The organism is Acidovorax sp., assembly GCF_046294525.1.
Taxonomy (GTDB): Bacteria; Pseudomonadota; Gammaproteobacteria; order Burkholderiales; family Burkholderiaceae_C; genus Acidovorax.
The window spans coordinates 1-14,814 of the sequence record NZ_JBKBKQ010000020.1; the positions used below are offsets into that span (position 1 = coordinate 1).

Consider the following 14,814-nt stretch of genomic DNA (forward strand, 5'->3'; position numbering starts at 1 on the left):
AGAACTCTGTTGAGCCGATCGACCTCTGATATTTGGTAGTCGATCATCAGAAGTTCATACAACTCGTCATCTCGCATCAGCTTCATCTGACTCCTCTCAAAGCGCCTTGCGACGCCTAACGATTAAGCTAAGGGGCCGGCTTTAGCCGGTCCCAGCGAACGAAGTGAGCGCTTTGAGCGCATTGTTAGAGGTTTACTCATATGTGTCTGCGTAGCCACTTCTAATGAGTTGCACATCTGTTGCGTCGATGAAGTCTTGGTATTTAGCATTTTTGCAGTGGGCGCAAGCTTGAACTGGTTCTGCGCGTGTATTTAATTTTCTTGGATCTGGAAATATGGTGCCAATTTCAAGACAGACTAGTGCAATGGCTGAGCAGGTGGGGCATGAAATAAATTGAGGGTAGCCTTGGCCGCAGCAGGGGCAAATTACGCCTTTCGCATGCCACGTAGGGGGCTCAATTATCATGTTTACCTCTAACGTAATTTAGACCGCAAAACCTGCGGGATAAATTGGACCGTGCGGGATATTCTGGACACTGATTTCTCCTGGAGGCCGCTTGCAGCATAGCTTTGCAAGCGATGAGCTGATCAAACGTCCAAGTATAAAAATTCCATGAAACCCGGCACGCGTCAAGCCAGCAGACTATAGCTTGCTGCAGGCAGACACGAGGATTTCCAGCAGCCGCTGCAGCCAGTCAATGGCGGCTTCCAGGCGGCACTTCGGAACGGCGGCTCAGGGCCCGAAGCAGCCTTCGAGCAGTTGAAGGGCCAAGTCGGGCCCTTCTGATCTTCCTGCTGACTACTTGGCCACGTAGTCATGCCCGCGCGGATGCAACGGATGCGCAGGCTCCTCCACCGCCACCGCCGTATTCGCCCCAGGCACCGCCTTGCGTGCAAACAGCGTGTACATCGTCGGCACCACAAAGATGGTGAGCAAGGTGCCCAGCGACATGCCGCCCACGATGACCCAGCCGATTTGCATGCGCGTCTCGGCGCCGGCACCGCTTGCCAGCGCGAGGGGGATGGCGCCCAGCACCATGGCGCCGGTGGTCATCAGGATGGGGCGCAGGCGCTGTTCGGAGGCCTTGACCAGCGCATCGACCATCTCCATGCCCTGCTCGCGCAGCTGGTTGGTGAACTCCACGATCAGGATGCCGTGCTTGGTGATGAGCCCCACCAGCGTGATGAGGCCGATCTGTGAATACACGTTGAGCGAGCCGCCGCTCCACTTGAGCGCCAGCAGTGCGCCGATCATCGACAGCGGCACCGACAGCATGATGACCAGCGGGTCCACAAAGCTCTCGAACTGCGCGGCCAGCACCAGAAAGATGAACACCAGCGCCAGCACGAACACGATGCCCAATGCGCCCTGCGAGCTCTTGAACTCGCGCGAGGTGCCGTTGAGGTCGGTGGTATAGCCGGGCTTGAGCACCTTGGCGGCCGTGGTGTCCATGAAGTTCAGCGCCTCGCCCAGCGAGTAGTCCGGCGAGAGGTTGGCCGTGATGGTGGCCGAGCGGCGCTGGCCGAAGTGGTTCAGCTCGCGCGGGCTTACGCTTTCGCGCACGTTGACCAGGCTGGACAGCGGAATCATCGCGTCATTGCGGCCGCGCACGTAGATGGTGTCGATGTTCTCGGGCGTGGTGCGCCCGCGCGCCTCGGTCTGCACTATCACGTCGTACTGCTCGGCATCGCGCTTGTAGCGTGTCACGGTGCGTCCGCCCAGCATGGTTTCGATGGCCTTGGCCACCACGTCCACGCTCACGCCCAGGTCGGCGGCGCGCTCGCGGTTCACTTCGATGCGCAGCTCGGGCTTGTTCAGCCGCAGGTCCACGTCGGGGCCGACGATGCCGGGGTTTTGCGCGATCTCGGCCATGAAGGCGTTCACCACGCCGTTGAGGTTTTCGTAGCTGTCGGAGGTCTGGATCACGTAGGTAAGCGGGCGCGAGCGGAAGCCCTGGCCCAGGGAGGGCGGCGTGATGAGGAAGGCGTTGACGCCCGGCAGGCTGGAGACCTTGGGCTGCAGTTCGCGCGCCAGGTCCAGCGTGGTGCGCTCGCGGTTCTCCCAGTCCACCGTGCGGTAGATGACGCTGCCTTGTGCCACCGTAGGGTTGCCAATGTTGGCAAAGATGCGGTCGAACTCGGGGTAGTTCTGCCCGATCTTTTCCAGCTCCAGCGCGTAGCGGTTGGTGTACTCCAGCGTGGCGCCGTCGGGAGCCGAAACACTCGCCAGGATGGTGCCGCGGTCTTCCAGCGGCGAAAGCTCCTGCCGCATGCTGGGGTACACCACCGCCAGCGCGATGCCGCTGGCCGCCATCACGGCCAGCACCAGCCAGCGGGCCTGGAACACCGCACCGCGCCAGCCGCCGCGCTGGGGCGTGCCATCGGCGCCGCGCCGGCTCCAGCGGGCCGTGACCACCCAACGCAACAGCCGGCCGTAGGTGCTAGATAGCGACGTGAGCCAGCGCTCCATGGAGCGGTCGAACCAGTTGGGCTTGGGGTTGTGCTTGAGCAGCAGCGAGCACATCATGGGCGACAGCGTGAGCGCCACGAAACCCGACACCAGCACCGCCCCCGCCAGCGCCAGCGCAAACTCCACGAACAGCCGCCCCGTGCGCCCAGGCGTGAAAGCCAGCGGTGCGTACACGGCCACCAGGGTCAGCGTCATAGCCACGATGGCAAAGCCGATCTCCCGGGCGCCCTTGATGGCAGCCGAGAACGGGTCCAGCCCTTCCTCGATGTGGCGGTAGATGTTCTCCAGCATCACGATGGCGTCGTCCACCACCAGGCCGATGGCCAGCACCAGGGCCAGCAGCGTGAGCGTGTTGATCGAGAACCCCGCGAGCGACATCAACGCAAAGCTGCCCACCAGGCTGACCGGAATGGTGACGATGGGGATGATGGACGCGCGGAAGGTGCGCAGGAACACGAAGATCACCAGCGCCACCAGCACCACCGCCTCGGCGATGGTGGTGTACACGCTCTTGATGGAGCGGTCGATGAACAGCGAGTTGTCGTTGGCGATGTCGATGCCGATGTCGGGCGGCAAATCGGCCTTGAGCGTGGGCAGCATCTCGCGCACGCCCTTGGACAGTTCCAGCGGGTTGGCCGTCGCCTGGCGGATCACGCCCACCGAGATGGCTTCGCGCCCGTTCAGGCGCACGCGACTGCGGTCGCTGGCGGCGCCCTCTTCCACCCGCGCCACATCGCGGATGCGCACCGGAAAACCGTTCACGGTGCGGATCACCACGTTGGCAAACTGCGCGGACGTGGCCAGGTCGGTCTGCGAGGTCACGCTGAACTCACGCTGCTGCGACTCGATGCGGCCCGCGGGCAGCTCCAGGTTGTTGCGACGAATAGCATCCTCCACGTCCTGCGTGGTGAGGCGGTAGCCAGCCATGCGCTCGGGGTCCAGCCACACGCGCATGGCGTACTTGCGCTCCCCGTAGATGGGCACGTCGGCCACACCGGTCACGGTCTGCAGGCGGGGTTTCACGATGCGGTTGACCAGATCGTTAATTTCTAGCGGCGTGCGCGTTTCGCTGCTGAAGGCCAGCCACATCACCGGCGACGCGTCGGCCTCGACCTTGGCGATCACCGGCTCGTCTACTGCGTCGGGCAGGCGGTTGCGCACACGCGCGGTGCGGTCGCGCACCTCGGCGGCGGCGTTATCGGCGTCTTTCTCCAATCTGAAGCGCACGCTGATCTGGCTTTGCTCGGCCCGGCTGATGGAGGTGATCACATCCACCGCGTCGATGCCGGCAATCGAGTCTTCGAGCGGCTTGGTCACCTGCGATTCAATGACCTCGGCGGAGGCGCCTGCGTAGCGCACGCTCACCGTGACCACAGGCTCGTCGATCTTGGGGTATTCGCGCACCGACAGGCGCGTGAAGCTCACCGCACCGATCAGCAGCACCAGCAGCGACAGCACGGTGGCGAACACCGGCCGGCGGATGGAGATTTCAGCGAGTTGCATGGGCAGTTGGGGGGCGTCAAGAAGGAACGGAGCGGTTGGCAGCAGGAGCGGCAATCACGCCGGCGAGCGGGCGGGCGGCTGCGCAGCCGGTGAGCGCGGGCTGAGCGTGGCCGGAGCCGAGGAGCGGGTAGCCGGCGCCAGCGCCTGCTGGCAGGGGTTCGCGCCCGGAAGCGGATTGACCAGCGTGGTGCCAGCGAGGCGACCTGCGGCAGGCGCAGGCGATGCGGCCGGCGTGGAAGACGCCGCAACCGGCGTGCCATTGGACGCAGCAGCCGTTGCGGCGGGCGCGCCCGATGCCGGGCCGGCCGCTGGGCGTGCGCCATTGCCGCCCACGTTGTCGCCCGCCCCCAGCTCCACCACACGCACCGGTGTGCCGTCGCGCTGAACGCGCTGCTGGCCGGCGGACACCACGAGGTCGCCCAGGTTCAGGCCCTCAACGACCTCCACAAACCCGGGCATTCGCGCGCCCAGGGTCACCGGCGTGCGCTGGGCTACCCGCGTGCCCGGCTCCTTGCCATCCACGACCCTCAGCACGTAAGGTTTGGCACCGTCGGGCACCACGGCTTCTTCCGGGATCACGCGGGCATCGCCGCGCTCGGCAAACACGGTGGTCACGCGCGCGAACATGCCGGGGCGCAGTTGCAGACGCCGGTTGTCGATGCAGCCCCGCACCGCCACCGAACGTCCGTCCGCGTCGATCTGCGGATTGATGGCTTGCACCACGGCCGCATAGCGCATGCCGGGCAGGGCGTCAAAGGTCACCTGCGCGGTCTGGCCTGCGCGCACCTTGCCCTGAAGGCGCTCGGGAAGGCGGAAGTCCACATACACGGCATCCAGGTCTTCGACGTTGACGATGTCGGCGCCGTCTTTCAGATAGTCACCCACATTCACACCGCGGATGCCGGCGATGCCGTCGAAGGGCGCGACGATCTTCAAACGCGAGGCTGTGGCCTGGGCGAGGGCCAGCTTGGCCTGGGCGACTTCCAGGTTGGCCGCGCTTTCATCCACCGAGCGCTGGCTGATGAAGCCCTGGGCCACCAGTTCCTGGTTGCGCTTGTGGTTTGCTTGGGCAATGGACAACTCGGCCTGGCTTTGCTGCACCTGTGCACGGGGCAGTTGGTCGTCAAACTGCACCAGCACCTGGCCTCGCCGCACTCGCTCTCCGTCGCGGAAGTTGAGCGCGGTGATGCGTCCGCTGACCTCGGGGCGCAGCACCACGCTCTGGCGTGACCGCAAGCTGCCCACCGCCTCGGCATCGTCGCGCAAGGCCATCTGCCGAACGGCTACAGCCTCCACCGCCACCAACCGGGCTGCGCCGCCACCCCGCGCACCCCCGGCCCCACCCGGTGCAGAAGGTCCGGAGCCCGCAGCCGCCTGGCTGGCGGTTTCGGCGCGTGGCGCCTGTGACGGCTTTTGAAGCCACCAGGCGGCTACCGACGCGGCGGCGATGCCGACGACTGCGAAAACGAGGGTTCTTTTCTTGGACGCCATGGATCAATGAAACCGGGTGGGGACAAAAGTCAATCAGACAATGTATCAGTGCGTGTCTTGCGCCGCAGCCAACAGCACCAAGAACCCGGGGTCATCCCTGCGGGTTTTACGCGGGCTTTACACGGTGCGCGCAAAAAGGGCTCCCTAAGGAGCCCTGGCAACCCATGGTGGTGCGCGGCGCACCGCCTTGTGGCGGGCTATCCCCTGCCCAATGCTTGGTCTACCCCCTTATTGGCCAGACTGTCTGCCCTTTCGTTGCCCGGGTCACCCGAATGCCCCTTGACCCAGCGCCAGTCGATGCGGTGGCCACCCGTGCTGACCAGTGCGTCCAGCCGCTGCCACAACTCCACGTTCTTGACCGGTTGCTTGGACGCCGTGCGCCAGCCTTTGGCTTTCCAGCCGTGGATCCACTCGGTGATGCCCTTGCGCACGTATTCGCTGTCAAGGTACAGGGTGACGGCGCAGGGCCGCTTGAGGGCAGCCAGCGCCTCGATCACGGCCATTAGCTCCATGCGGTTGTTGGTGGTGCCCAGTTCGCCCCCAAAAAGCTCCTTCTCGATGGTCCCCGAGCGCAGAAGCACGCCCCAGCCGCCCGGGCCTGGGTTGCCCTTGCAGGCGCCATCAGTGTAAATCTCAACCTGATTCAATCTGTTGTCTTTCTGTCTGTGTGAACTCTGTGGGCCGGCGGCACCGCGCTGGCGGTGCGGGCACGGTTCGCAATGGGTACGGTGGCCGCAGCGCGCTGGCGCTGGGTGCGCCAGCCGGGCTCCATCAGCCGCATGCCATGCACACGCTTGACCGCCACGATGAAATACGCAGCTCCGAAGATGGGCCACCACTTTTCACCGAGCGAGTCCATGAAGCCCCAGCGGTCCAGCCACTGGGTGCTGCGGACGGCAGGACGATAACAGCCAAAACAGGCCGATTCGACCTCAAAGCTCAAAAGCCGCAGCCAGTCGCGCATCCGGCGATAGCCGATGAACTCTCCTACGTCGGGCAGATACAGCCGCCCCCGGCCCAGGCGCTGGTACAGCCGCGCCCGCCGCTGGCGCAGGCCCCAAAGGCTGGCAGGGTTGAGTCCGCTGATGACCACCCGCCCCTCCGGCACCAGCACGCGCTCCACCTCGCGCAGTGCGGCGTGCGGGTCGATGCTGAGCTCCAGCGTGTGGGGTAGAACCAGCAGATCCAGGCTGGCTTCCGCATATGGCAGTGCCACAGGCTCGGCCAGCAAGTCCACGGCGCGGCGCTGCAGGAGCGTGTCGGGGCCGTCCACCTCTGCAAAGGCAATGCGCCTCGTCACGGCCTCCTGCCCCAGCGCCAGCCATTGATGGGGCATGCGGTTAGCACGCAGGGCGTCGAGCATCGGCATACCCAGTTGCAGGCTGTGGTAGCCAAAGATGTCGGCTACCGCCTCGTCAAAGCAGGCCTGTTCCCACGCCAGCAGGTACCTGCCCGGCGGGGAGTCGAACCAGTGGTGCAAACCTATAATTTGATCGCTCATGAACTTGCTGCCACTGCCCGCCTTTACCGACAACTACATCTGGATGCTGCACGACGGCCTTCAGGCCGTGGTGGTGGACCCGGGGGATTCGGTCCCCGTGACCAAGGCACTCTCCGACCTGGGTCTGAGCTTGCAGGCCATTCTAGTCACGCACCACCACCCTGATCATGTCGGAGGCGTGGATGCGCTGCGCGACGCCACGGGTGCCACGGTCTATGGCCCCGCGCGCGAGCGCATTCCGGTGCCGGTGGTCCGGCTGTCGGCCGGGTACACCGTGGAGTGTCTGGGGCTGCGATTTGAAGTGCTTGACGTACCAGGCCACACGGCCGGTCACATCGCGTATTACTGCCCAGCCATGGACGGTGCGCCACTGCTGTTCTGCGGCGACACGCTGTTTTCGGGCGGCTGCGGGCGCCTGTTTGAAGGCACGCCCGCGCAAATGCTCCGTTCGCTGGACCAACTGGCCGCGCTGCCTGGCGACACGCGGGTGTGCTGCACGCACGAGTACACACTCTCCAACCTGAAGTTTGCGCGCGCCGTGGAACCCGGCAACGCGGCATTGCTCTACTACAGCAGCCGCTGCGAGGCGCTGCGTGCGCAGAACCTGCCCACCCTGCCCTCCACCGTGGCACTGGAGCAAGACATCAACCCTTTCCTGCGTGTGCGGCATGCCGCGGTGGCACAGGCCGCCCAGGCCCGCGACGCGCAGGTGCAACAAGAAGACGCCGTAGCGGTTCTGGCCGCGCTGCGCGAATGGAAAAACGAGTTCCGATGAAAATTCTGCACATTGCCTGCCTGGTCAGCGCGCTCTGGCTCACAGGCTGCGCCACGGTGGGTAGCCCCCAGGGCGACAACGCACCCACCACCAGCAGCAAGGCGCCGGCAACGCCCCCGGCAGCGCCGCAAGCCCCCCACACACCTGTTTTCCCCAGTGGCCCCCTGCAGCCCATTGCCCTGGCGCAAGCCACCAATGGCGAGGTGGCATCGTTGTCTGCCCCCACCGACCTGTGGGACCGCATCCGCCGCGGTTTCGCCATGCCCGACCTGCAGCATGAGCTGGTGCCGGACCGCGAACAGTGGTACGCAAGCCGGCCCGACTACATGCAGCGCATGACGGAGCGCTCCAGCAAGTACCTGTTCCACATCGTCGAAGAGTTGGAGCGCCGTGGCATGCCGACCGAACTGGCGCTGCTGCCCTACATCGAGAGCGCGTTCAACCCGCAGGCGGTCTCGGTGGCCAAAGCGGCGGGCATGTGGCAGTTCATGCCCGCCACGGGCACGTATTTCGACCTCAAGCAAAACGCCTTCCGCGATGACCGGCGCGACGTGCTGGCCTCCACCCGCGCGGCGCTCGACTATTTGCAAAAGCTCTACAACATGTTTGGCGACTGGCACCTGGCGCTGGCTGCCTACAACTGGGGCGAGGGCAGCGTGGGCCGCGCCATTGCCCGCAACCAGAAGGCCGGCCTGGGGACCAGCTACACCGAGCTGAACATGCCCGCAGAGACACGCATGTACGTGCCCAAGCTGCAGGCGGTGAAGAACATCGTGGCCAACCCCGAGGCGTTCAAGACCGAACTGCCGCTGATCGAAAACCACCCCTACTTCCAGACGGTGGACATCACGCACGACATCGACGTGTCGCTGGTGGCCTCGCTGGCCGGCATCCGCGAGGAAGACTTTCGCGCGCTGAACCCATCGTTCAACCGCCCCGTCATCTTCGCCGCGGGCACGCCGCAGATCCTTCTGCCCTGGGACAACGCCAAGGTGTTCCAGCGCAATCTGGAAGCCCGTCGCGAAGGCCAGTATGCGAGCTGGACGGTGTGGACCGTTCCTTCCAACATGAGCGTGGCTGAGGCCGCCCAGCGCGCGGGCATGAGCGAGGCCGACCTGCGCAGCGTGAACAGCATTCCTCCACGCATGTTGATCAAGGCGGGGTCGGCACTGATGGTGCCGCGCTCGACCACCACCCGCCAGGATGTATCGTCACACTTGGCGGACAACGGGCAGCTGGCCTTCACCCCCGAAGTGGTGACGCGCCGCACAACGGTGCGGGCGGGCAAGGGAGAAACCGTGGCCAGCATCGCGCGCCGCTACAAGCTGACGGCCGCCAACGTGGCCGACTGGAACGATGTGCGCGCCAATGCCGCGTTCAAAGTGGGGCAGCAGGTGGTGGTCTATCTGCCTGTACGCCCCGCGCGGGCCAGCAGCGCGGCATCACGCCCCAGCGTCGGCAGCAAGCGCCCGGCGGCGCCCCCTGCACGCAAGGGCGGAACCCCGTCGAAGGTCAAGCGGCGCTGACCGCTGCACCGTTGTCTGCAGGGCGCGCCACGCACAGGTGCGGCGTCATCGGTCAGAGTTTGAGCGAATGCATGCCCATCAGCCCCAGGATGCCCATGATGATGAGGTACAGCGCCACGATGGTGCTGAGCAGACGCGGCATGATCAAAATGAGAATGCCCGCGATGAGGGAAACAAGCGGGCCGATGCTGAGGGTAAATGTCATGGGAAAGTCCTTGAGAGACGGGTTGCACAGAACGCGATAGCAGCTTGCACAGACTAGCCAGCCGAAGCGTCGCCGAATGTAAGCCATCTTCCCGAGCAGAAGACTCCCACAGAGTCAGAGTGAGGCAAGAGCGAGACCGCAACGCCGGCTCGCAAGCAAGGCAAGGCTTCAGACGTTGAATTTCAGGCGTGCCTTGCGCACGAAGTCGTTGGTGAAAGTGCGGGCCAAATCCACCCGGGTGTCTGCAAGCTCCGGGTGCACCCGCGACAGCACCCGCAGCGCGGTGCTGGCGCCGTCGTCAGGCATGAGGCCGTTGGTGGAATAGGTTTCGCGCACGCGGCCAAAAGCTGCCAGGTACACGCCGCGGTCTCCCATCAAAAAACCGGCAGGCACAGTCTTGACGATGTCGGCCGGCACGGCCGTCTGCAGCCACTTGAGGGCGTGTACCACCCCATTGGCCAGAGCCTGCGCCTGCGCCGGGTTCTTTTGCACAAAGGCCTGCGGCGCATACAAGCAGCTCGCGGGCATGGGCCCGCCCAAAATCTCCTGCGAGGCCTTGAGCGAACGCAAATCGCCGACGATGCGCACATCGCCTTTTTGCTCCAGCAGCGTCATCAGCGGATCGGCGTGGCACAAGGCATGCACCTGGCCCGTGCGCAAGGCGCTCATGGCCGCGGCCCCCGAGCCCACGCTCGCAAAGCTCACATCCCCCGCGCCCATGCCAGCGCGCGCCAGCAGCAGGCTGGCCGCCAGATGGGTGGAGGAGCCCACGGACGATACGCCGATGCGGCGCCCGGCCAAATCCCCCAGGCCCTTGTACTGCGGCAGCGCCCGCAGGGACACCCCCAGCGCCAGTTGCGGCGCCCGCCCCTGCAACACCAGCGAGCGGTAAGCCTGCCCCCTCAGCTGCAGTCGGATGGTGTGTTCGTAGGCGCCCGAGCATACATCGGCAACACCTTCCTGCACGGCCTGCAGCGCCATGGCACCGGCAGAAAAATCACGCACCGACACGTCCAGCCCCTCGGCACGGAAGTAGCCCAGCTGATCCGCCAGCGCGAGCGGCAGGTGGTACAGCACACTCTGCCCGCCCACTGCAATCGTCAGGCGGCCCAGGGCCGCCGGCCCGTCGCCATGTGGCACGGCGGAGGATTGCAGCGGCGCTTGCGCCAGCAGCGTGGGCGCACACACCGTGGCAGCCGACAGGGCGGTCACGGCAGCAAACGCGCGGCGGCTGAGCAATGGGGAAGTCACAGGATCAAATCAGGCAAAAGAGGGCGAAACGCGGCGGTGCTACAAGCCAGGCACCCTAGCCGGTGTGCATGCTGCGTTGCAACAATCGTGCCGCAAACCGCGCACAACCGCATCAGGGTGAGCACCGTGGGGGTTTCTACGTAAGGGGCTGCGGCTGCCCCGCGCTGGTAAGCAGAACGCCCTGAGCCGGCACAACAGCAAGAACACGCCAACCACTCACGCTGGCAACCAAAGCCGCCATGTAGCGGGCGGCGCGTCGGGACGGCGGCCTATCGGTAGCCGATGAACAGAATCGCGATGTTCACCGCAAACCCGGCCGCCCACAGGGCGCTTCGCGCGGTGGGCATGTCCGACACGTACATCATGATGTAGAAGATGCGCAACATGACATACAAAAATGCCAGCATGTCCAAAAGTGTCTGGCCAGCGCCGAGCAGGTGCGCAATGATGACCGCGCCGATGAAGAACGGCAGGCTCTCAAAACTGTTGGCCTGCGCCGCATTGGCGCGGGCCCGCCAGTCGGTTTGCCGAGCCATCCATTCGCGCGGGTTGCGGTTGTCAAACCCACCGTCCTTGCGCGGTTTGCCAAAGCTGCCACTCTTGGCCAGCCAGGCGCAGCAGATGGGCAGCAACGCCGCGATCAGCACGCACCAATAAGCCACCGTAAACCGTGCAACGTGCATGCTGGTGTTCATGATATTTCAAGCCTTCTTGGGCTCCAGCGCTTACTAGACAAGCGCTGGCAGCTATTAAATCGGGAGTATTCTAGTCGCTGGCACGAGCAATCCGGCCGCCAGCAGCGCGGCTTATCTGCGGTCCACCAGCGCATGGGCGATCGTGCCCAGGTCCACATACTCCAGCTCGCTACCCACCGGCACGCCCCGCGCAAGCCGTGTGACGTGCACGCCCCGGCTTTTGAGGGCCTCGCTGATGACATGGGCCGTGGCCTCGCCCTCGGCATTGAAGTTGGTGGCCAGGATCACCTCTTGCACCACACCATCGCTTGCACGCTCCATGAGCTTGTGCAGGCCGATCTCCTTGGGACCCACCCCGTCCAGCGGGCTGAGCCGCCCCATGAGCACAAAGTACAGCCCCTTGAAAGCGCCCGTGCGCTCCAGCGCCGCCTGGTCCGCAGGCGTCTCCACCACACACAGACGCGTAGCGTCACGGTCCGGGTCCAGACAGGTGCTGCAGACCTCGGCCTCGGTGAACGTGTGACAGCGCGCGCAGTGGTGCACCGTGCCCACAGCCTCCGACAATGCCCGCGACAAGCCGAGCGCCCCTTCACGGTCATGCTGCAGCAAATGAAATGCCATGCGCTGCGCAGACTTGACCCCCACCCCCGGCAGCCGGCGCAGTGCCTGGATCAGGACATCAAGGGAATTGGTGGCGGGCATGGATAGTCAGGAGGCGTAAGAGACGACAGAGCCAGGCTTCGACAGGCTTAGCTCGAACGGATGGCGTAAGCGAGCGGAATGGCTCCGGCCTTCAAACCCCACCCTCAAGGGCGTAGCGAGCGGGATCAGCTGCTAGGCGGACGGAGCACAGGAACCGGAACGTACTTGCAGTACGTGAGGATTCCGAGCACCGCCCAACGACGCAGATGGCCCGCGCAGTAGCCAACCCCTCAAAAAGGGAATTTCATGCCGGGGGGGAGGCCTGGCATCCCCTGCGTCAGCTTGCCCATCTTCTCCGCCGAAGTCTCTTCAGCCTTGCGCACCGCCGCGTTGAACGCCGCCGCCACCAGGTCTTCCAGCATGTCCTTGTCTTCGGCCAGCAGGCTGGGATCGATGGTGATGCGCTTGACGTCGTGCTTGCAGGTCATCAGCACCTTGACCAGGCCCGCGCCCGACTCACCCTCCACCTCGATGAAGGCCAGTTCGTCCTGCGCTTTCTTGAGGTTGTCCTGCATCGCCTGCGCTTGCTTCATCAGGCCGGCGAGTTGTCCTTTGTTGAACATGGTGTGGTTTCCTTTTCGGTTTCTAACTAGTCAGTAAGTAACAAACAGAGCTTGTGGGTTCGTCATGCAGGCTTGATGCTGCCCGGCACGATTTTCGCGCCATAGTCGCGCATCAGCGATTGGACGAAGGGGTCGTTCATCACGATCTCTTCAGCACGGCGCTGGCGCTCGGCGGCTGCGGCCGCGTTGCGGCGGGCGGGGCTGTCGATGACCACGCCCACTTCCACGCTGATCTGCGTGGCATGCCCTGCAGCCTCCAGCGCGGCCCGCAGGCGCTCGCGCGCCACGGGCTGGTTCAAGGATTCTCGCTCCACACGCAGCAGCCAGTGGCCGCCGTCGCGCGCCACCAGCTGCGACTGCAGGGCCAGCTCGCGCACCAGCGCAGCAATGGCCTCGGCCTGCACCAGCTGCTGCACGGTCGCATGCCATACGTCCCCTTCTTCGGTCGGGGTGTAGCGGGCAGACACCGGCATGGGCGCGGACAGGGGCTGGGGTGTGGGCTGCAGCCGCTCGCCAGGCTCCGGTGCGGTACGTACGGGGATTGCTACAAACTCAGGAGCTTTCTGCGCTTGCTGAGCAAGCGCTGGAGCCGATTTTCTATCAAAATCTTCGGGCGAGCGGACAGGCAGTGGCGTGGCAGCAGCGCTGGCGGACCGCACACCCGGTGCCGCAGCCACAGCCGTGCTGCCGTCGTCGGGCGAGTCCGGCCAGGGTGGAGGCTCTTGGGACGCGTCTGGCGCCAGAGGCTGCGCTGCGGGCTGACGCTCAATGTGCGCTGCGCGCGCGGGCGCAGTTGCCACTGGCATCGGCGTCGGCAGCGGCGCGGCGGCTGCAGCCGGTGCCGCCGCAGGCTGCGTGGGTGCAGATTCAGGCTGCGCTAGAGTTTTTTTTTCAGCCGCCCCGCTCGGGGGTTTGAAAGCCAGCAGGCGCAGAAGCACCATGGTCAGCGCAGCGTACTCGTCAGGGGCCAGGCCCAGCTCGCCGCGGCCGTGCAGGCACAGGCTGTACAGCAGCTGCGTTTCATCGGCAGGCATCACGGCAGCCAGCCGCGCGGTCTCTGCGGCCTCGGGGTCGCCCGCGTCCACAGTGCCCGCCATCTGTGGCACGGCCTGGTACACCGCCATGCGCTGCAGCACAGCGCTCATTTCCTCCAGCGTGGAGGCGGCAGAGAGACCGTTCATGCGCAGCGCGTCCGAGGTTTCCACCACAGTCTTGCCATCACCCTGGGCCAGCGCATCGATCAGGCGAAAGACATACGAGCGGTCCACAGCGCCCAGCATCTGGCGCACGCCAGCTTCCTGCAACTGACCGCTGCCAAAGGCGATAGCCTGGTCGGTAAGCGACAGCGCGTCGCGCATGGAGCCGCGCGCGGCTCGCGACAGCAGGCGCAGGGCCTGCGGCTCAGCGGACACGTTCTCCTGGGCCAGGACCCGGGTCAGGTGCTCCAGCACCGTTTCGGGTGCCATGGGCCGCAGGTTGAACTGCAGGCAGCGGCTGAGCACGGTCACCGGCACCTTCTGCGGATCAGTGGTTGCCAGCACGAACTTGAGATATTCGGGCGGCTCTTCCAGCGTCTTGAGCATGGCGTTGAACGCCGTGTTGGTCAGCATGTGCACTTCGTCGATCATGAAAACCTTGAAGCGCCCCTGCACTGGCTTGTAGACAGCCTGCTCCAGCAGGCTCTGCACCTCGTCCACGCCACGGTTCGACGCAGCGTCCAGCTCGGTGTAATCCACAAAGCGGCCGCTGTCGATGTCGGTGCACGCTTGGCACACGCCGCACGGTGTGGCCGTGATGCCGCCGTTGCCATCTACACCTTGGCAATTGAGCGACTTGGCCAGAATGCGCGAGACCGTGGTCTTGCCCACGCCCCGCGTGCCGGTGAACAAATACGCGTGGTGCAGGCGCTGCTGCGTCAGCGCGTTGGACAGGGCCTGGACCACGTGCTCCTGCCCCACCATCTCGGTGAAATTGCGGGGGCGGTACTTGCGGGCGAGCACGAGGTAGGACATGGGGCGTGATTCTAGGGCCCACGGCAGACGGGGTTACGGCCTCGGTGGATTGCCTCACACCGAATCACTGCGCATGTAAGGGACAAGCAAAAATGGCAAGCACTGTTCCGAGGGTAGAATC

Annotated in this window: 12 protein-coding genes; 2 read left to right on the forward strand and 10 right to left on the reverse strand. The window is 65.1% G+C overall.

Annotated elements, in window-relative coordinates; genetic code table 11:
* Positions 1 to 798: 798 nt before the first annotated feature.
* The 4 genes from ACK4HJ_RS16810 to ACK4HJ_RS16825 form a co-directional block, all read right to left on the reverse strand.
* Positions 799 to 3,972 (reverse strand): efflux RND transporter permease subunit, encoded by a 3,174-nt coding sequence (locus ACK4HJ_RS16810; protein WP_409833694.1) that lies wholly within the window; start codon positions 3,970 to 3,972, stop codon positions 799 to 801.
* A gap of 54 nt (positions 3,973 to 4,026) precedes the next feature.
* Complete coding sequence (locus ACK4HJ_RS16815) at positions 4,027 to 5,463, reverse strand: efflux RND transporter periplasmic adaptor subunit (protein ID WP_409833695.1); 1,437 nt, start codon at positions 5,461 to 5,463, stop codon at positions 4,027 to 4,029.
* 197 nt (positions 5,464 to 5,660) lie between these two features.
* Positions 5,661 to 6,110 (reverse strand): ribonuclease HI, encoded by a 450-nt coding sequence (gene rnhA / locus ACK4HJ_RS16820; RefSeq protein ID WP_409833697.1) that lies wholly within the window; start codon positions 6,108 to 6,110, stop codon positions 5,661 to 5,663.
* The gene (locus ACK4HJ_RS16825; RefSeq protein WP_409833699.1) at positions 6,107 to 6,964 is read right to left on the reverse strand and encodes a class I SAM-dependent methyltransferase; all 858 of its coding nucleotides are present in this window, start codon (positions 6,962 to 6,964) and stop codon (positions 6,107 to 6,109) included. The genes rnhA and ACK4HJ_RS16825 overlap by 4 nt, the downstream gene beginning before the upstream one ends.
* On the opposite strand from ACK4HJ_RS16825, the gene gloB reads away from it, so the two are divergent.
* Together gloB and ACK4HJ_RS16835 are read left to right on the forward strand one after the other, a co-directional pair.
* The gene (gene gloB, locus ACK4HJ_RS16830; RefSeq protein ID WP_409833700.1) at positions 6,963 to 7,739 is read left to right on the forward strand and encodes a hydroxyacylglutathione hydrolase; all 777 of its coding nucleotides are present in this window, start codon (positions 6,963 to 6,965) and stop codon (positions 7,737 to 7,739) included. The genes ACK4HJ_RS16825 and gloB overlap by 2 nt on opposite strands.
* Positions 7,736 to 9,265: a transglycosylase SLT domain-containing protein gene (locus ACK4HJ_RS16835; RefSeq protein WP_409833702.1), complete on the forward strand. Its 1,530-nt coding sequence runs from the start codon at positions 7,736 to 7,738 to the stop codon at positions 9,263 to 9,265. Before gloB ends, ACK4HJ_RS16835 begins: the two co-directional genes overlap by 4 nt.
* Positions 9,266 to 9,317: 52 nt before the next feature.
* Here the strand turns inward: ACK4HJ_RS16835 and ACK4HJ_RS16840 are convergent, their stop codons facing one another.
* From ACK4HJ_RS16840 to dnaX, 6 genes are all read right to left on the reverse strand, one after another.
* Positions 9,318 to 9,470, reverse strand: coding sequence for a DUF3096 domain-containing protein (locus tag ACK4HJ_RS16840; RefSeq protein ID WP_409833704.1), 153 nt, complete (start codon positions 9,468 to 9,470; stop codon positions 9,318 to 9,320).
* 168 nt (positions 9,471 to 9,638) lie between these two features.
* Positions 9,639 to 10,721, reverse strand: coding sequence for an ABC transporter substrate-binding protein (locus ACK4HJ_RS16845; protein ID WP_409833705.1), 1,083 nt, complete (start codon positions 10,719 to 10,721; stop codon positions 9,639 to 9,641).
* Between the two features lie 269 nt (positions 10,722 to 10,990).
* Complete coding sequence (locus tag ACK4HJ_RS16850; protein ID WP_409833707.1) at positions 10,991 to 11,416, reverse strand: MAPEG family protein; 426 nt, start codon at positions 11,414 to 11,416, stop codon at positions 10,991 to 10,993.
* Between the two features lie 111 nt (positions 11,417 to 11,527).
* Positions 11,528 to 12,118, reverse strand: a complete 591-nt coding sequence (gene recR, locus ACK4HJ_RS16855; protein ID WP_409833709.1) for a recombination mediator RecR — start codon at positions 12,116 to 12,118, stop codon at positions 11,528 to 11,530.
* Between the two features lie 230 nt (positions 12,119 to 12,348).
* Complete coding sequence (locus ACK4HJ_RS16860; RefSeq protein WP_409833711.1) at positions 12,349 to 12,681, reverse strand: YbaB/EbfC family nucleoid-associated protein; 333 nt, start codon at positions 12,679 to 12,681, stop codon at positions 12,349 to 12,351.
* A gap of 62 nt (positions 12,682 to 12,743) precedes the next feature.
* Positions 12,744 to 14,693: a DNA polymerase III subunit gamma/tau gene (gene dnaX / locus ACK4HJ_RS16865; RefSeq protein WP_409833713.1), complete on the reverse strand. Its 1,950-nt coding sequence runs from the start codon at positions 14,691 to 14,693 to the stop codon at positions 12,744 to 12,746.
* Positions 14,694 to 14,814 lie beyond the last annotated feature (121 nt).

Bases quoted from the DNA above. Each gene is read 5' to 3' on its own strand.
- ACK4HJ_RS16850 (WP_409833707.1), bottom strand. From the start codon at position 11,416: ATGAACACCAGCATGCACGTTGCACGGTTTACGGTGGCTTATTGGTGC.
- ACK4HJ_RS16815 (WP_409833695.1), bottom strand. From the start codon at position 5,463: ATGGCGTCCAAGAAAAGAACCCTCGTTTTCGCAGTCGTCGGCATCGCC.
- dnaX (WP_409833713.1), bottom strand. From the start codon at position 14,693: ATGTCCTACCTCGTGCTCGCCCGCAAGTACCGCCCCCGCAATTTCACC.
- ACK4HJ_RS16860 (WP_409833711.1), bottom strand. From the start codon at position 12,681: ATGTTCAACAAAGGACAACTCGCCGGCCTGATGAAGCAAGCGCAGGCG.
- recR (WP_409833709.1), bottom strand. From the start codon at position 12,118: ATGCCCGCCACCAATTCCCTTGATGTCCTGATCCAGGCACTGCGCCGG.
- ACK4HJ_RS16840 (WP_409833704.1), bottom strand. From the start codon at position 9,470: ATGACATTTACCCTCAGCATCGGCCCGCTTGTTTCCCTCATCGCGGGC.
- ACK4HJ_RS16810 (WP_409833694.1), bottom strand. From the start codon at position 3,972: ATGCAACTCGCTGAAATCTCCATCCGCCGGCCGGTGTTCGCCACCGTG.
- ACK4HJ_RS16825 (WP_409833699.1), bottom strand. From the start codon at position 6,964: ATGAGCGATCAAATTATAGGTTTGCACCACTGGTTCGACTCCCCGCCG.
- gloB (WP_409833700.1), top strand. From the start codon at position 6,963: ATGAACTTGCTGCCACTGCCCGCCTTTACCGACAACTACATCTGGATG.
- ACK4HJ_RS16835 (WP_409833702.1), top strand. From the start codon at position 7,736: ATGAAAATTCTGCACATTGCCTGCCTGGTCAGCGCGCTCTGGCTCACA.